At 54.0% G+C, this 17,302-nt stretch carries 17 protein-coding genes; 16 read left to right on the top strand and 1 reads right to left on the bottom strand.

The window, feature by feature from the left end; genetic code table 11:
* Nucleotides 1-330: 330 nt before the first annotated feature.
* The 7 genes from BUA44_RS12765 to BUA44_RS12735 all read left to right on the top strand — a co-directional run bounded on the left by BUA44_RS12765 (nucleotide 331) and on the right by BUA44_RS12735 (nucleotide 6,000).
* A complete protein-coding gene (locus BUA44_RS12765; protein WP_083579618.1) occupies nucleotides 331-921 on the top strand; it encodes an OB-fold protein in 591 nt (196 codons plus the stop codon).
* 9 nt (nucleotides 922-930) lie between these two features.
* Nucleotides 931-1,392, top strand: a complete 462-nt coding sequence (locus BUA44_RS12760; RefSeq protein WP_072812702.1) for an RDD family protein — start codon at nucleotides 931-933, stop codon at nucleotides 1,390-1,392.
* A 5-nt stretch (nucleotides 1,393-1,397) separates the two neighbouring features.
* Nucleotides 1,398-2,147, top strand: coding sequence for a nuclease-related domain-containing protein (locus tag BUA44_RS12755; RefSeq protein ID WP_072812699.1), 750 nt, complete (start codon nucleotides 1,398-1,400; stop codon nucleotides 2,145-2,147).
* 9 nt (nucleotides 2,148-2,156) lie between these two features.
* Nucleotides 2,157-2,618: a GNAT family N-acetyltransferase gene (locus tag BUA44_RS12750; protein ID WP_072812696.1), complete on the top strand. Its 462-nt coding sequence runs from the start codon at nucleotides 2,157-2,159 to the stop codon at nucleotides 2,616-2,618.
* 45 nt (nucleotides 2,619-2,663) lie between these two features.
* Nucleotides 2,664-4,106, top strand: coding sequence for an adenylosuccinate lyase (gene purB / locus BUA44_RS12745; RefSeq protein ID WP_072812693.1), 1,443 nt, complete (start codon nucleotides 2,664-2,666; stop codon nucleotides 4,104-4,106).
* A 211-nt stretch (nucleotides 4,107-4,317) separates the two neighbouring features.
* Nucleotides 4,318-4,854, top strand: a complete 537-nt coding sequence (locus BUA44_RS12740) for a hypothetical protein (protein ID WP_072812690.1) — start codon at nucleotides 4,318-4,320, stop codon at nucleotides 4,852-4,854.
* 9 nt (nucleotides 4,855-4,863) lie between these two features.
* Nucleotides 4,864-6,000 (top strand): radical SAM/SPASM domain-containing protein, encoded by a 1,137-nt coding sequence (locus BUA44_RS12735; RefSeq protein WP_072812688.1) that lies wholly within the window; start codon nucleotides 4,864-4,866, stop codon nucleotides 5,998-6,000.
* A gap of 104 nt (nucleotides 6,001-6,104) precedes the next feature.
* Here BUA44_RS12735 and BUA44_RS12730 read toward each other — a convergent pair whose 3' ends face one another.
* A complete protein-coding gene (locus tag BUA44_RS12730; protein ID WP_072812686.1) occupies nucleotides 6,105-7,049 on the bottom strand; it encodes a peptidoglycan DD-metalloendopeptidase family protein in 945 nt (314 codons plus the stop codon).
* A 196-nt stretch (nucleotides 7,050-7,245) separates the two neighbouring features.
* Between BUA44_RS12730 and BUA44_RS12725 the strand changes: the two genes are divergently transcribed.
* The 9 genes from BUA44_RS12725 (at nucleotide 7,246) to mnmG (ending at nucleotide 17,241) form a co-directional block, all read left to right on the top strand.
* Nucleotides 7,246-8,562, top strand: coding sequence for a peptidoglycan DD-metalloendopeptidase family protein (locus BUA44_RS12725; RefSeq protein WP_072812683.1), 1,317 nt, complete (start codon nucleotides 7,246-7,248; stop codon nucleotides 8,560-8,562).
* Between the two features lie 27 nt (nucleotides 8,563-8,589).
* Nucleotides 8,590-9,762 carry a ribosome small subunit-dependent GTPase A gene (gene rsgA, locus BUA44_RS12720; protein ID WP_072812679.1) on the top strand — a complete coding sequence of 391 codons (1,173 nt, stop codon included), beginning with the start codon at nucleotides 8,590-8,592 and terminating at the stop codon, nucleotides 9,760-9,762.
* Nucleotides 9,763-9,775: 13 nt separating this feature from the next.
* Complete coding sequence (locus tag BUA44_RS12715; protein ID WP_143152002.1) at nucleotides 9,776-10,183, top strand: hypothetical protein; 408 nt, start codon at nucleotides 9,776-9,778, stop codon at nucleotides 10,181-10,183.
* Nucleotides 10,184-10,196: 13 nt separating this feature from the next.
* The gene (locus BUA44_RS12710) at nucleotides 10,197-10,811 is read left to right on the top strand and encodes a hypothetical protein (RefSeq protein ID WP_083535534.1); all 615 of its coding nucleotides are present in this window, start codon (nucleotides 10,197-10,199) and stop codon (nucleotides 10,809-10,811) included.
* Between the two features lie 14 nt (nucleotides 10,812-10,825).
* Entirely contained in the window at nucleotides 10,826-11,455 is a 630-nt protein-coding gene (locus tag BUA44_RS12705) for a nicotinate-nicotinamide nucleotide adenylyltransferase (protein WP_072812668.1), read from the top strand.
* A gap of 15 nt (nucleotides 11,456-11,470) precedes the next feature.
* Nucleotides 11,471-12,928: a DUF2914 domain-containing protein gene (locus BUA44_RS12700; protein ID WP_072812665.1), complete on the top strand. Its 1,458-nt coding sequence runs from the start codon at nucleotides 11,471-11,473 to the stop codon at nucleotides 12,926-12,928.
* Nucleotides 12,928-13,890 (top strand): pseudouridine synthase, encoded by a 963-nt coding sequence (locus BUA44_RS12695; RefSeq protein ID WP_255370558.1) that lies wholly within the window; start codon nucleotides 12,928-12,930, stop codon nucleotides 13,888-13,890. Before BUA44_RS12700 ends, BUA44_RS12695 begins: the two co-directional genes overlap by 1 nt.
* Before the next feature lie 118 nt (nucleotides 13,891-14,008).
* Nucleotides 14,009-15,322, top strand: coding sequence for an FKBP-type peptidyl-prolyl cis-trans isomerase N-terminal domain-containing protein (locus BUA44_RS12690; protein ID WP_083579617.1), 1,314 nt, complete (start codon nucleotides 14,009-14,011; stop codon nucleotides 15,320-15,322).
* On the top strand, nucleotides 15,322-17,241 hold the full coding sequence (gene mnmG / locus BUA44_RS12685) for a tRNA uridine-5-carboxymethylaminomethyl(34) synthesis enzyme MnmG (protein WP_072812659.1): 1,920 nt from the start codon (nucleotides 15,322-15,324) through the stop codon (nucleotides 17,239-17,241). The genes BUA44_RS12690 and mnmG overlap by 1 nt, the downstream gene beginning before the upstream one ends.
* The last annotated feature ends 61 nt before the right edge of the window (nucleotides 17,242-17,302 follow it).

Here is a 17,302-nt window from a genome sequence, read left to right as displayed (position 1 = left end):
TCGAAAAACTTGTGCTTCCGAATCTCCTCGACCTTCTCCCGAATTAGTTGTTTACTTAACCGACTCATCCCCCTTATGATGCAAGAATCGTGCCAGAAGAAAGGTGGCGAATTTGTGCGAAAAACAGCAAGTCCAAAGCTAGGATACCGGTGATTAATCGCTTAAATCACTGATTTATCGGGTTTGATCACCTAGCTGGTTCGGAATGTGAAGCGAAAAGCCTGTGTGAAAATTTCCCACAGATTTGATTTTTAGTTCCATGTTGGAATAATTCTAGAGAGTGTCTTTTTGGTGACATAATATATATTTTGATGAAAAGGATTTATAAATATGAAATATTGTTTAAGATGCGCAAGAGAAATCGGGGAAGGGCATTCTTTTTGCCCTTATTGCGGAACGTCTCAGAAAGAAATAAAGAAAAATGAACCAGGACATAAATCTAGCGAAAAATCGTCTAAAATACCGATTATCGTTGGGATAATAGTTATAATGGCCGTTGTCCTTATTATTGCCGCATTTGTCGAAAGAGCGAATACAATTGAATCTAATAATTCTTATAAAACAGTTGGTACTCCTACGCGGGATAACTCTTTTTCTGCTCCAGTAATCGCTGTTTCTGCAAGGCAAATTTTGAGCGATTTCAACAATAATGAAATTCGTGCGGGAGATCAATATAATGGTAAACGCGTTAGGATATCTGGTTGTGCTGCTGGGATTGATAATATGATGGGGGTACTCTCAATTAGCATAAATTCATGTGGGGGTGATTTTGATATTGATTATGTACGTGCGCAATTTCCTAATAGTGCAAAAGAAAAATTATCCCGCTTAAATAAAGGACAAAAAGTTGTTGTTGAGTGTACAATTGACGATGGTGGTGATATCATGGGTGTTGCCGCATTTAATTGTATATTGAAATAGGAGGATAAAATGGAAAATGAAGATCTTGAGTATGTCGGATTCTGGGTAAGGGTGGTAGCAACGATTGTTGATTCTCTGTTGCTCATTATTGTTACGTTTCCTTTTCTACTTATTTTTTATGGGTTAGATTATCTGGATAGCGAAGGACTTGTTGTTGGTCCAGTAGATTTTCTTTTGTCTTATGTTTTTCCGATAGTTGCTACGCTTGTTTTCTGGTTTTGGAAACAGGCAACTCCTGGAAAAATGGCTTTATCTGCAAAAATTGTTGATGCAAGAACCGGTAAAGAACCGTCAGCAGGGCAATATATTGGTCGTTATTTTGCATATATTTTGTCTGCTCTACCTTTATGTCTTGGATTTTTATGGATTGCTTTTGATCCCAAAAAACAGGGCTGGCATGATAAACTTGCAGGAACTGTTGTGATAAGGCCGAAGAATCATACAGAAGCAGTAAAATTTGAAAAGGATTAAGTGAAATGGGTAAGAAATTCCGGACACATGTTCAAGGTGAATCCCTTCAGAAGAAAATAGATGCGGATTTTGAAAAATACTATAGTCTTTGGGCTCTTTTTATTGCTTTTCTTTTATTGACTATTTATGTATGGCTGTTTTATTTTAAGGTCTTTGATATTACGTTAAGTCTTGCCATTACATTTACAATACTAACAGGTGTAATATTTATTTACGGATTCAGGAAAAGCTGTAGGTTGATAAAGCATATTCGCAACTGCTATAAGGGAATGGAGGGTGAAAGACTCGTTGGTGAAATGTTGAACAAATTAAGCAATGATTCGGTTAGAGTCTTTCACGATGTTTGTGGGAGTGAATTTAATGTTGATCATTTAATTGTCAGTACGCGCGGTATTTTTACGATAGAAACAAAACACTATGATCGCAAGAAGGGGTATAACTTTTTATTTCAGGACGGAAAACTTCTATTTAATGGTCGCCAATGCAGAACGCTGCTGAATCAAATGGATGGTGAGGCTAGTTTTATCCGTGAGAAGTTAGATGAACTCTGCGGACGGGTTTACCCGATTCAAAAGGTTGCTATTATCATTGGTGCATATATTGATAATCCGCAAAGTGATTTTTCTAATTATTGGATTCTAAATGAAAACAGTTTCCCGAAATTTTTTAATAATTCTAAAGAAGTTCTCTCTATTGATGAAGTTCGCTTGATTTCTACGCAATTGACAGAATGGCTAAAGGTTTCTGTTGATTAGGACCTTCTCATGCAACCCAATTCCAACAACATCGTAGTCCTGCGGGCGGAAGAGGAATGGCAGCGCGCAGGGGCGTATTCTGTCCGCATCCAGGGCATGAACCGGCTGCACCATATTTCGCTGCGGGAGGAATTTGACGAGCACGATGGCGACGGCACGAAGTACATCGTTTTGCTCGATGCGGGTTACCCGGTGGCGACGTGCAGGTTCTTTGAGACTGTTCCCGGGCATGTGACGCTCGGGCGGGTGGTCGTTCTGTCGGAATACCGCGGGCGCAAGCTGGGTGTGATGGCGGTTTGCGAGGCAGAAAAGTGGATTGCGGAGTGCGGTTATTCCGTAATCGATATCGAGAGCCGCATCGAGGCGGTGCAATTCTACGAAAAACTCGGTTATGTGCGCGTTGACAACAGTGTCGTCCGGAGCGGTGTATTTGACTGTATCCGCATGTGGAAGTCCCTTCCGGCCAGGTAGTTTTTTCTAAATTTATCCTCGCAAAAATTCAAAAAAGGATAAATCATGCGCGATCAGTTCGAAAGCCCGCTTATCAAGCGTTATGCTAGCAAGGAAATGAGTTTCATCTTCAGCCCGCAGTACAAGTTCCAGACTTGGCGGAGGCTCTGGATTTACCTCGCCGAATCCGAAATGGAACTCGGCCTCCCGATTACGCAGGAGCAGGTGGACGAACTGAAGGCCCACGAGAAGGACATCAACTTCGAAGTCGCCGAAGAAGAAGAAAAACGCCGCCGCCACGACGTGATGAGCCACGTTTACGCTTACGGCGTCCAGTGCCCCAAGGCTAAGGGCATCATCCACCTCGGTGCAACGTCTGCATTCGTGGGCGACAACACCGACCTTATCCAGATGCAGCAGGCCATGATTCTCGTGCGCAAGCGTCTTTGCCGCGTGATGGACAAGCTTTCCAAGTTTGCTATGGAATACAAGGACATGGCCCAGCTCGGTGCAACGCACTTCCAGGCCGCTCAGCTCACGACCGTCGGTAAGCGCGCTTGCCTCTGGCTCCAGGACATGCTCATCGACCTCGAAGAACTCAATTTCCTCATCGAAGTTCTCCCGTTCCGCGGCGTGAAGGGCACGACCGGCACGCAGGCCAGCTTCATGGACCTGTTCAACGGCGACGAAGAAAAGATTATGGAACTGGACCGCCGCGTGACTGCCAAGGCAGGCTTCAAGCGCGTGCTCACCATCACCGGCCAGACCTACACCCGTAAGTGGGACAACCGCGTGAACCAGGTGCTCAGCTCCATCGCTCAGTCTCTGCACAAGTTTGCCACCGACATGCGCCTCATGCAGGGCGTGAAGGAAGTGGAAGAACCGTTCGAAAAGACTCAGATCGGCTCCAGCGCCATGGCTTACAAGCGTAACCCAATGCGTAGCGAACGCATTTGCTCCCTGGCCCGCTTCGTGATGGCCCTGGTGAACAGCACCGCCTTTACGCAGGCGACGCAGTGGTTCGAACGTACGCTTGATGACAGTGCGAACAAGCGTCTTGCCATTCCGGAAGCGTTCCTCGCCATGGATGCCATGCTCATCATCGCCGAGAACGTCACCAACGGCCTCGTGGTTTACCCGAAGGTCATCGAGAAGCGCATCATGGCCGAACTCCCGTTCATGGCCACCGAAAACATCATCATGGAAGGCGTCAAGAACGGCGGCGACCGTCAGGAACTCCATGAAGAAATCCGCGTGATGTCCATGGAAGCGGGCAAGGTCGTCAAGGAACAGGGCAAGGACAACGATTTGCTCGAACGCGTCCTCAAGAACGAAAAGTTCCAGAAGCTCGGCATCACTGAAGCGAAACTCAAGGAAATCCTCGACCTCCGCAAGTTCGTGGGTCGCGCTCCGGGACAGGTCGTGAAGTTTGTGACCGAAGAAGTCCGCCCGGCTATTGAAAAGATACCGGATTGGGCTAACATCGACGCGGGTGAGTTGAAGGTCTAGCACTAAGTCAAATTACTCGTTAGCATAAATTCATTAGTTTCGCATTTTTTTTGAAATCGCTTTGGACTGGATCTAAAGCGATTTTTGCTTTTTATGAAACAAATTGTTCTATATAGGCTGTTTTGCTTGGGAAACTTGCGAAAAAAATGCATTTGCATGTTAGTTTTGGGGTGATTTAGTTTATATTTTTGTGTGTAGAGGAGAAAAACTTATGGATATCAAAAAAGCAAAAGTTTTAGGCAACCGCGAATGGTCGCCATCTACGCAGAAGAAACTCGCCTCGATGCTCGGGGTGTCGGCGGTTTCGGTGATTGCCAGTGCAGCACTGACGGCCTGCGATACGACTTCGGCAACTAGTGGCGATGTTGCTGATCCGCCTACTTCTTCCGAGCAGATGACTTGCGGCATGATGCCCTGTGGTTGGGAATATGACGAATCTAGTTCTTCGGTGGCGGAGTCCAGTTCTTCCCAGACAAGGCTTTCTTCCAGCAGCTATGAAATTGACTCACTTGAAGTGACTTCGGGCGAGGTAATTCCGCCAGAGTTTCTCGAACCGGAATCGGGCTCCAACATTGATACCGGGCATCTGGAATCTAGCTCTTCTGTGGCTCCTTCCAGTTCGTCTGTTGCGGAATTGGTGCCGCTTGCGGGCGACCCGATTGTAACTGAACCGGTTGTAGAACCGGGACCGATGTTATCGGGGGTCATCGAGGATACGCCGGTACGCATGGATGAACCTAAGCAGTAATTTTCACCAATGAATCTGGTTCTTTCTTTAACGGAACGGTGTAACCTGCGTTGCACCTACTGCTACTACAAGGTGAGCCATGAGGCCCGCAGTGAGGTGATGTCGAACGACATCATGGAGACGGCGATTAGGCTTGCTTTTAAACGCACCCTGAAACTCGGACAGAGATTCCTGAACATTACGTTCTTTGGCGGGGAACCCTTGCTTTGTATGGACTCCATTTATAGGGGGGTCGAACTTGCGAAAAATTTGGCTCACGAACGATTTGGCGAAGACGTGTTGCTCGGGCCGCCGACTTCGAATACGACATCGCCGAAGTTTCGCCTGCGTTTTGCGGTAAATACCAATGCGACGCTGTTGAACTCCGAAATTATCGAGTACCTGAAGTGCGAAAAGTTCCGTATTTACCTCTCGCTCGACGGTCCGGAGTCGCACCACAATATCTGCCGCAGGCAGGTGGGCGGGGAGGGTTCCTTCAAGTTGATTGAACCGCACATTCCTGCGCTCACCAAGCTCGATACGGTTGTGCTTTCGGTGGTGACCCGCGACAACATGCGCTCGCTTACCGATGCGGCCCGCTGGATACAGGCGCAGGGGTTCAGGAACATGACCGCGGCCGTGGATTTCGACGGCAAGTGGACGGGGGAGGAATTCGATGTCCTCGCCGCAGAATACGAGAAACTTGCCGAGTTCTGGCTCGAACTCAAGCGGAATAAGGTTCCGTTCTACCTGGGAACCATCCAGGACAAACTGAAATTCCGCCTGACGGGGCAGCGCCACCGCACGTCTAGTTGCCAGGTGGCCGAAGGCATTGTCGCCTGCGCTGCGAACGGGAATCTTTTCCCGTGCACGCGGTTTATCACAAGCAAGCCGGATGCGCCCTACATTCTGGGCAATGTCTTTGATGATCCTGCGCAAATCTGGAACGGAGCGGTGGCCCGCGATATCCTGGACTTCTTCAGCCGGGACAAGGAAGACTGCAAGGGTTGTGCCATACGTTTCCGCTGTCATGCGCACGAATGCGCCTGCACGTCATTCTATTCTACAGGCAGTATTCACGGGGTTTCGCCCGAGGTGTGCACGCACGAACGCATGCTCGCCGCCATATGCGACGATGCCATCTGCGACGAAGTCGCGGCGTCCTAATAAAAAGATCCCCGCCTTCTCCTCAAAGAGGATAACTCTACTTAGGCAACAAGTTGCCAAGTATCGTATAGCGGGGATGACATAATGGGCCGCGGGGATGACTTCTACGAGCAGCGGAGGTTGCGCCCGATACGGAGTATCGTGGTGCGCTTGATGCCGTTAAGTTGGCAGAGCCTTTCGATGGTCGTGCCGTACCTGCGGGCAATCTTCCCGAGGGTATCGCCCGGGCGGATCCTGTGGAAGCGGTGCTTCGAGAGTTCCTTCTGGATTCCGTTGTGGCTTTCTACAGCGGGGGCGAGGGCGTACTGTTCTGCATTCTCGAGCAGTGTGCCTTCTTCGAGGTTGAAAACGGTTGCCGGGTCGATGTTCACTTCGCCGTAGCGGATTTCGAAGTGTAGATGCGGACCGCTGGAACGGCCGGTGTTGCCGCCCCAACCGACGAGCTGGCCGCCTTCGACCATGTCACCCACGTTCACGAGCCTTTTCTTCAGGTGGCCGTAGAGGGTGCGGGTTCCGTTCGCGTGTTCGATCATCACGTAGTGGCCGTAGCCGCGACGGTTGTACTTGGAGACGACAACCTTGCCGGGGTAGGCGGCGACGATGGAATCACCGATGGAAATGTGCAGGTCGACACCCCTGTGGAGCCTGAAATGGCGGATTCCGTAGGGCGAATTGATGCGAGTGCCGTGCAGGGTGGGGAAGTGCGCCCCGCTGAAATCGAGGAACTGGACAGTCCCTTCGGCGAGGTCGGAATTTTCGAGCGAATCGAGTTCCTCGGAATCCTCTTCGGGTTCGGCGACGGCGACAAATTCTACTGCCGATGCGGAGTTGCCGAGGGTCGAATCTGCAGTTGCGGAACTGGATCCTGCGGCGATTTCTGCTACCGAGGCATCTTCAGCCGGGGCGAGCGTATCGGCGGAAACTTCTGCGGCAACTTCGGTTGCCGAAGCATCGACAACTTCGTCTGTGCTGCTGACGGCGGTTTCTTCGCCGAAAGAGAGCGCGGGGAGTAGCCCTAGACAGAAGATGGATGCTTTCAGGAGTTTCATTGTGGCCGTAAATTTAGAAATTATTTTGTGAATTTCAAGTTTACAAATGCATGGCTAATTTAACTATGTTTTTCTAGATAAACTGAAAATGCCGAATTTAGGCGAAAAACGTCATTTTCGTGATTGATGCGGCTTTGCCGTACGGGTGTTTTTTCTAAATTAGCGTGATAACCGACAACAATTATTTGGTCATTTCATGAAATTTTTTTACCCGCTCCTTTGTGCGTTTTTAGTGTTTTTTTCGGCGTGCCATGAAGAAGAAAAACTGGCTGCGCTCCGGAAAGATGTTGCTGCTCTTGAAAATAGCGTCGATTCCCTGCAGAAGGCGAAGGAAAAGTTGCAGAATGTGCCCAATTACACCATTCTCTCGGATACGGTGCGTGCGGGCGAGGGGCCTTTCCATGTATTCTCGCGCCTGAAGGCGATGGTGGAGGGTGGCGATGCCGACCTGGGCAAGGTCTACCTTGCCATGCAGGATAGCGTGGAGTTCAAGTTGCGCGTGGGCGAGAAGTTCTATATCGCGGTGGATGCGGACAGGCATGTGCAGCGGTTCCGCTATGCGCCGAACGTGATTACTTCGCATGTGGTGGTGCGGACCGACTCGGGCTTTGTCTATAAGCTGATTGAAAAGCCTGTGGTACGCAAGCTCTCCGTGTACGAGGGCGCGCTGGAAGAGGGGAGCACGCTGAACGGCATTCTCCTGAAGGTGGGCATCCCGCGCCGCATGGTGGGCGTGGTGAGCGGCGTGTTGCAGTGCAAGGTGGCGTTCCCGCTGGCCCGCGCGAGTGACCGCTTCCGTATTTTGCTGGAAGATTCCTATTTCCAGGATTCCATCTGGGTGTCGGGCAAGGTCGTGTATGCCGAATTTGAGGGCAGGAACGTGGGGCATCACGAGGCTTTCCGCTATGAGGACCCTGACCCGAAGAGTTCTTACAATGCGCACTACACCGAGTCGGGCGACGCGCTTGTGTTTGACGGCCTGCGCTACCCGTTGGAACACCTGCGCATCACGAGTTCGTACGGTTCGCGCGTGCACCCGATTACGGGCCGCGTGACGGTGCATTACGGCGTGGACTACGGCGCCCCGACGGGTACTGTGGTGCATGCGGTTGCCGAGGGCGAGGTGACGGTTTCGGGTTTCGACAACCTGAGCGGCAACAAGATTGCCATCCGGCACAGGGACGGCACGACCAGCTGGTACATGCACCTCTCGGCGCGCGGCGTCGGGGTGGGCGCGAAGGTTTCTCCGGGGCAGGCGATCGGGCGCGTCGGCTCTACGGGCAGGAGCACGGGGCCGCACCTGCACTACGGTTTCAAGAATGCGCAGGGTCAGTGGATAAACCCGCTCTCGAAAACCATGATTGCGACCCCGAAGCTTTCGGGCGAGCGCCTTGCCCGCCTGAAGGAACAGGTGAAGGATATCCGCAAGGAGATAGACCTCACGCTTGCTGCCCCCGCGGTGAAGGTGAACGATTCCACCGACGTGATGGTCCGTACCCGCGTATTGAACTAGAGGCACGCTTTTTTGAACCGGTAAGGCATGATGCTTGAAGATGATGAACTGCGGGAAGTAAGGACGTCGAGGCGCGCACACCGTTCGCGCCGTATCGACGTGATGCGCGAATGGGATTCGGGCATCGTGGACGACCGCCCGACCAAGGAGCGCTTTAGCCGCGAGTTCAAGAAGGCTAAAATCAAGCACCTGAAGAACCCGGTGGAAAATATCGGCGAGGAGAACTGCGTCGAGGGCCTGGTGCTGGAAGTGCACCGCCGCACCTGCGAGGTAAGGCTTGCTGCTTCCGCGGAATCGTCACTCCGCAGCCCCGTAGGGGCAAGTGTGTCCACAGTTACCGCGATGTACCGCGCGACCACGTCCAAACAGTTGGGGGAATTCCCCGCGGTGGGCGATCGTGTGCTTCTCGGGCTCGTGAACGACGGCGAAGATTCGGGTGACGGCGTGGGTTCGCAGAAGTATTGCGTGGTGCGCGTGCTCCCGCGGAAGAGCGAACTCAAGCGCCCCGGCCCGCGCGACACGTTCTACAAGCAGCAGACGCTTGCCGCGAATATCGACCAGGTGGTGATTGTCGCGAGCGTGACCCAGCCGGAGTTCAACTACGGGTTCATGGACCGCTTCTTGCTCGCCTCGAACCTGAATAGCCTGCCGTTCATTCTGGTGCTTACCAAGATGGATTTGCTCCCGAACGGGGAGAGCGACCTTTCGGAAGATATTCGCGATTTTATGAGCATCGCCGACAAGGTGATTCCCGTGAGCGTCAAGACGGGGGTCGGTCTCGACGACCTCCGTAACGAGCTTCTGGGCAAGTCGTCGGTGTTTAGCGGCTTGAGCGGGGTCGGCAAGTCCTCGCTGGTGAACGCGCTGGTGCCGCACGCCGCGCTTGCGACGGGCGAGGTGCGCGAGCGCGACGGCAAGGGCCGCCATACCACTATCTCGTCGAGCCTGTTCGACTTGCCGGGTGGCGGGATTGTTATCGATACGCCTGGGATCAGGGGTATCGGCCTCATGGATTTGGATAAGGAAACCCTGGCGAAAATCTTCCCGGGATTCTTCGAGGACGATATCTTTACGTGCAAGTTCAGCAACTGCATACACGTGAAGGAGGCGGGCTGCGCCGTGCGGGCCGCCGTCGAGTCGGGCAAGCTCTCCAGGGCGCGTTATCGGAGCTACCTCCGCATACTGAATTCTTCGGATTGATTATATTGTTGATATGGATGTCGTGTCTAAAATAACTCTGGTGGCCTCCATCGTGCTGATGGGTTACAGTGCATCGCAGCTCGTGGCAAATTCTGCCGAGTTGAGCGAGAAGGCAGACGAGATCAAGACGCTCATGAAGGTGAGCGAATCTCGCGAACGTGGAATTCGCCTGTTTAATTTTGCGATTTCGTTCTCGTTATTGCTGGCCTATGTGTTTCTTGCCCATTTTTCGGGCCTTGCGTATTGGGTTTCTGCCGTTATAGCCTTGAAACTTGCGTTTACGCTCTTTTTTTCGGACCGGGAACTCCGCATGGAAATCCGTGGCGAGGATATGGGCCGGCGTGGAATCCTGATGGACAAGGCGGATTCGTTCTTGAACGTTTTGCTCGGGCTTTCCATCGCCCTGGTTTTGGTACTGTAGCATGGGAAATAATATGAAAAAGATTCTCCTTGGCGCTGTATGCGCGCTGATGTTCTGCTTCGGGACTGTCGCTGCTCAGACGAATTCCTCGGGTGCGTCTGCAGCATCTGCTTCATCGGGTGCCGCCTCCCAGGCATCGCAGACGACCGGGATTCACACGCCGCTCTTTTTGGGCAGTGCGCTCGGTTTCGGTACGGGTACGGGCGTGGGGTCCGAGAGGGGTGTTGGCCTCAGACAGATTGAGCCCATGTTCGGGATATGGTTCCCGCACGTGGCGTTCTTCCGCGCAGGTTACGGATTCTTTGATTTTGATGGCGAAGGCGAAGACGGTTCCGAAACGGAAATCGAGCATTACAACCTCGACGTGGAACTGGGCGTTCACGTGTTTGGCGACTTGTACGTAGTCGGCAATTTCTCGAGGGCAAAGGAACTCTCCGATGTGGGCGATGTCTCGTGGAACGAATGGGGCGCCGGTTTCGGGACAATCTTCAGCATATTCTCGAAGACGATGCTCTTTGCCGATGTGGGCTACCGTTGGGTGCTTGACCACTACGACCCCTTCTTGAACAAGAATGTTTCGGGCAGCCGCCTGCAGATGAACCTGGGTTTCATCACTTACATTTACTAGGGCAAGGTTCCGCGATGAAGAATGTTGCCATTATGGGTGGTGCGTTTGATCCGGTTCACATGGACCATGTTGCGGTTGCGAGGCTCTGCCTGAAGCACGGGCTTTGCGACGAAGTGTGGTTTGTGCCAAGCCCTGACAGGTGGGACAAGACGCTCAACGCCTCTCCCGAAGACCGCTTCGCGATGCTTGAACTTGTAACCTCCGACGAACCGCGTTTTGTGCTTTCGGACGAAGAAATCCGGCAGGGAGATTTTCGCGGGTCTTACGTGTTTTTGAAGGGCCTTGCGGAAAAGTACCCCGAGGTGAACTTTCGCCTGCTTGTAGGGGCGGACAGTTACGAGAATATTCCGCACTGGCGCGACCCCCTGCATTTTTATGGCACGGAGTACAACGGCCACCTGCTGTTGCGCGACTTCAGCCTGATTGTTTTTGCGAGGAGCGGCTACCCGCAGATTGATATCGATGCGCATCTCGCTAAGGGGTATGCCCCGCTGTTCTGGCTCGGGGAAAAAGAAGGCTTTGTGGGAAAGTTCTCGAGTACGGCGATACGCAGGGAGTTGCTCTACAACAGGGGCGTAAGGCCTACGGGATTAGCCCCTGCGGTGTACGACTACATTCTGAAAAACGATTTGTATAGCGAATAATTTGGGGTAGGTCAAATGAAGTTTGTAGATAACTTGAGGCAGAAGCCCTTCGTGCAGAAGGTGGAGAAGTTTTTCCCGGCGATTGCTTTCCTCGGCGGTTTCGGCTGGGATTCCATAACGCTCGGGCGGCAAATAGACAATACCGACCTGCTGTTCCTGCTGGCATACTACACGGGTGCGTTTATACTCGTGATTCTGCTTTCGGCACACCTGGAGCATCCGGAGGGCTGGACCCGCGAACGCATTATGGCGGCGAAGGCATCAACGGGCGGTAACGCTCCGGCGAAACCCGCGGCTCCGCAAACGGCAGCACCTGCAAAGCCTGCCGCCCAGCCTGCGACGGCAAAGCAGCCTGCGGTTCAGGAGGCGAAGGCCCCGTCTCCGACGAACGCGAAACTTGCTGCCGTGGCGGGGAAGATGGCGAATATCGCAAAGCCCGCGACGACTGTGGTGGCCTCGAAAATCAAGAACGTGGCCGACGCATCGGCGACGAAAATCAAGAATGCTGCGGATGCCTCGACCGCCGAGGCGAAGAAACTTGCCGACAAGATTGGGTATGAATCCATGGCGGTTCCCAAGAACGCCATTGTGGTGGAACACCGCTTTTTGGACCGCGAGTGGAGCGAAGTGTGGAAGGACCGTTTCTCGTGGATGTTGCAGTTCCTGTTCGGCGGCATGTTCAGCGCGCTCGTGGTTTGCTACTTCAAGAGCAGCGGCTCGCTTGCGTCGCTCCTGCTCGTGATTGTCCTCGCGGCCCTTCTGGTGGGTAACGAATTCCTGAAGAAGAAATATGAAAGTTTCGGCGTGAGCCTCGCGTTTTTCTGCCTGCTGGGCACGATGTTCATGAACTTCACTATCCCGCACGTGGTCCACAGGATTGGCTTTATCTGGTTCCTTTTGAGTACCGTGGTCTCGTTCCTCATCTGCGTGGGAATCCAGAGGCTCTCGCACCACAAGAAGCGCGTGCTCATCGCCCCCGCAATCATCAGTTCTCTCCTGGTTATTGCCTATGTAATGAACTGGGTCCCGCCGGTCCCGCTCGTGCTCAAGCAGCAGATGGTGTGCCAGAACTTCGACCGCAAGACATATTCCTGCGATATCGACGCCCCGACATTCTTGCAGACATTGGGCATCAAGTTGCCTTCCGTTCACCGCACGGACAGTTCCGAGGTGTATTTCCTGTCGTCGGTCTACGCTCCTGCTGATTTGAAGGCCGAACTCGAATACCGCTGGTACTATATGGACCCCGCTACGGGCAAGTACAGCCTTACCGACAAGATATCCTCGGGCAGGATGACCATCGTGGGCGGGCGCGAGTCTGGCTACCGCAGCTTCACGAAGAAAAAGAACATTCCTGCGGGCCGCTACAATGTGGAGGTCGCCTACAAGAACGGCGCCGTCATCGGTTCGCAGAAGTTCGAAGTGTTTGAGGGCGAACCTCCGAAAGGCTTTGCCCGCGATACGTTGAGGTAGTGGCGTTCGTCATGAAGGCTCCCCGCGACATGTACTTCGAGAGCGTCGTCCGGCCCGAACACGACCGGATGCTCCTGCTCGATAGCCTCTGCTACCGCTTTACCTACCATAGCCGCGAGCAGTGGAAAGAAAACCTGGAGCGCGGGCTCGTTACCGTCAATGGGGAGGTCGCGGGGCCCGAAACGGTTGCCCGCAAGGGCGACAAGGTCGTGTACCATGTGGAAAATTACGACGAGCCCGAGGTGCCGACTGATTTTAGCACCGTGTTCGAGGACGAGGAATTCATGCTGGTCGCAAAGCCTGCGGGAATCCCGGTCCACCATACCGCCCGCATATTCTACAACACGTTTGTTTCCGTAGTGCGGCGCGAGACCGGCTACGAGACGGCGACCCCGATGCACCGCCTGGACCGCGATACGGGCGGGCTCATGCTATTTGCAAAATATGCGGAGTCGGCGGCGCGCTTCCAGAAGAACCTCGACCGCATACTGCTCCGCAAGTTCTACATGGCGGTGGTGCGCGGGGAATTCCCTCACGAGGAATACCGCTGCGACACGCCCCTTCGCGAAGACCCCGCAAGCAGAATCCGGCTCAAGATGTACCCGTTCGATGACGGCAAGCCCTGCACGACCATATTCCGGAAGGTGCGCTCGGTTGTTCGCGACGGCGAAACGTTCACGGCCATCGAATGCGAACTCCTGACCGGCCGCAAGCACCAGATACGAGCCCACCTCGCGAGCCTCGGGTTCCCGATTGTGGGGGACCGCCTTTATGCCTTCGATGGCCTGTACTACGAAAAGATGGCGGAAGGCGCCCTTACGGAAGACGATTTCCGCGTTTTAGGCGCGCATAGCCATATGCTCTATGCGTACAAGGTAGAACTCCTGCTCCCGTACTGGGATACACCGCGTACGTTTGTGTGCGAGAATTTCCCGACTGAAATGAAGGACTTAATCCGCTAAATTCGCTCAAAAACGTCTTTTGTGGAGGCTGAACCCGCGCAAATTCATGCTCCGGGCTCCCTGTTTTTTGTATCTTTTATGCGTAAAATTTTGAACCTACGGTTCAAGGAGTTGAAAAATGAAATCTAGAGTCCTGTTGGGCCTGGCCTGTGTCTCCATGATGATGGCCGCCTGTGATTTACAGAAAAACGATGCTCAGAATGCCGAAGCCAAGGTGACTGGTACCTCTACGGACGACCAGAAGTTCGCCTACATGCTGGGTGTGCAGTTCGGTATGCAGAATTTCAAGATGCTCCCGCTCCAGATGGGTGAGGAACTCGACGAGGACGTGGTCGTGCAGGGTGTTCTCGATGCCATGAAGGCTGAAAAGGACACGAACTTTAAACTGCAGATTCCCGTTGATACTTTGAGGCAGGTCAGTTTTGACTACAATTCCGTGGCTCGTACCCGTATGGAATCCATTCGCCCCGATAGCGCGACGAACGCTTCCTTCAACGGCGACCAGTCGAAGTTCCGTGCCTACATGGATTCTGCGATGAAGGCCCTTCCGGTGGTTCCTGCTCCTGCTCCGAAGAAGGCTCCGGTGACGATTGGTGAAACCCCGACCAAGAACCAGAAGCTCTCCTACTTTATCGGCGTGCAGTTCCAGAACCAGTTCAGCGCGATTGGTGGCCAGTTCCAGACGGAATTCGACGTGAACTACTTCGTGCTCGGTATCCGCGATGCCGGCGCCAAGACCCGCGATACCACGCTCACGAACGCCTTGCCGGATGATTCCCTCAGGGCTGTTGGCGAACGCTACAACGAGAAGATGAAGGTTCTCCGTGAAGAAGCTATCAAGAAGGCCCAGGAAGAAGAAGCCAAGCTGAAGGAAGAGGTGAAGGGCCTCCGTGGCGATACGCTTGCGAACGGCATGCCTGCCAAGATGAACTACAAGGTGAAGGTTACTGGCATCACGAACAAGGCCGAAAACCTCGAGACCTGGGCTGGCAAGCCTCTCCTGATTTTCTACTTCTCCGCGACCTGTGGCCACTGTGCACACGCCGCTCCGCAGATTCTCGACATCGCGAAGGAATTTGCCCCGAAGGGCCTGACCACGGTTGCCGTTGCCAGCGGTGGAAACAACAAGAGCGGCATCCGCAAGTTTGCCGACAATGCGAAGTTCGACGACACCATCAACATCGTGTGGGATGAAGCCCGCCAGTTCGGTGAACTCTACAGCGATGGCTATGTGCCGAAGGTCTACCTCGTGAACCCGGATGCATCGTACAAGGAATACGTTGCCTTCGAGGGCGAGAAGGAAACCCTCAAGGCCGAAATTGCCGCCCTCATGGATGGCAAGCAGGTTGTATGGAATCCGGAACCGCCGAAGCCGGCCGTGGTTGACACGCTCAAGCCCGCTGCCGCTACTGCACCGGCTGCCAAGAAGTAGTGTCTACAAACGCACAATTTGATGTCGTCGTAGTCGGTGGCGGCCATGCCGGCATTGAGGCGACGCATGCCGCCTGGAAGCTCGGCGTTAAGACCGCCATGCTCACGATGGATATTAACGCCATCGGGCGCATGAGCTGTAACCCGGCCGTAGGCGGGGTGGCGAAGGGCCAGATTGTGCGCGATATCGATGCGCTCGGTGGCCTGATGGGCCTTTTGACCGACAAGGCCGGGATCCAGTTCCGCATGCTCAACATGAGCAAGGGGCCCGCCGTGTGGGGCCCGCGCGCCCAGTGCGACATGAAGTATTATAGCGAGATTGCCCGAGAGGTCATTACGAACCTTCCCGGGCTTTCCGTTATCCAGGGGGAACTCGCCGCGTTCGAGCGCATGCCCGATGGCCGCCTGGAACTCACGCTTTTGAATGGCGAACGCTACGTGACCCGCGCGCTCGTGATTACGAGTGGAACCTTCCTTGCCTCCAAGATGTTCACCGGGCTTGAGACGAGCATCGGTGGGCGAGTGGGCGAGCCGAGTGCAGACAAACTTTCGGAATGCCTTGCGGCTAACGGCATTGCGCTGCGCAGGCTCAAGACGGGTACGCCGAGTCGACTCGACCCGGATACCATCGACTTTAATGAATGCGACGTGCAGCACGGCGACGATGTGGCCTGGCCCATGAGTGACCGCCATGTTGCAGAAACGGTCCCCGGTCGCGATGCGGATTATTTCTGGGGCGACGCTACGAACAAGTTTGTGCGTAACGATTGCGTGTGCTGGATTACACGTACGAATTTAAAGACTCACGATATATTGCGGAGTGGCTTCAAGGACAGCCCGATGTTCAGCGGTCGTATCCACGGCAAGGGCCCGCGCTACTGCCCGAGTATCGAGGACAAGATTAACCGCTTTGGCGACCGCGACGGTCACCAGCTGTTCCTTGAACCGGAACAGGCGGACATCGGTCGCGTGTACATCAACGGTTTCAGTTCCAGCCTCCCTGCAGATATCCAGCTTGCTGCAATCCACACGATTCCTGGCCTCACGCGCGCTCGCGTGTTGCAGATTGGCTATGCGGTGGAATACGATTCCGTAGATGCCACGCAGCTTTTCCCGACGTTTGAATGCAAGAAGGTTCCGGGCCTGTATTTTGCGGGCCAGGTCTGCGGTACGAGCGGCTACGAAGAGGCTGCGGGTCAGGGTCTTTTGGCCGGCATCAACGCGGCTCTGAAAATAAAGGGCGATGCGCCCTTTATTTTAGGTCGTTCCGACAGTTACCTCGGGGTGATGGCGGACGACCTTACGAACATCCTGCTCGACGAGCCGTACAGGATGTTCACGAGCCGCGCCGAATACAGGCTCTTCCTCCGGAGCGACAATGCGGAAACCCGCCTGAAGGAGCGCGCGCACGCAATCGGGATGATTTCGGACAGCGACTACACTGACTGGAAGCGCCGCTGCTCCCTTGTGGAAACGGCCCGCATGCGCCTCGCCGAAGAATCCGCGCTCCCCGAGCAGGCGAACCGCATTCTTGAGGCCGGTGGCCAGGCGCCCGCGACTGAGCGCACCCGCTGGATTAACGTGCTCCGTCGCCCGGGTATTGACCCCGAGCAGTTGTTCAATGTCGCCCTTCCGGATTTGCCGCTCACGCGCCGTGACCAGTGGTTTATGTACGCCGAGGAAATCTATGCGGGCTTCTTCGACAGGCAGGCCCGCGAAATCGAGGACCAGAAGAAGATGGAATCCGTGCGCCTGCCCGAAGATTTCGACTACATGCAGGTGACCGCCGTAAGTATCGAGAGCCGCCAGCGCCTGAACGCCCACAAGCCGCTCACGCTGGGGCAGGCAAGCCGCATTCCCGGTGTACGCCCTGCCGATATTACCGTGCTTGCGCACTGGCTCGAGAACAAGTCCTGCTAACTGCGGGCTTGTGTCTCAGAATTGCCAACTCGAGACACGCTCACTTGATAATTTCGGCAAA

The sequence above is a fragment of the Fibrobacter sp. UWR3 genome (assembly GCF_900143055.1).
Classification (GTDB): domain Bacteria; phylum Fibrobacterota; class Fibrobacteria; order Fibrobacterales; family Fibrobacteraceae; genus Fibrobacter.
Note: the sequence above shows the minus strand (reverse complement) of the source record. Positions and strands in the feature narration are given on the sequence as shown.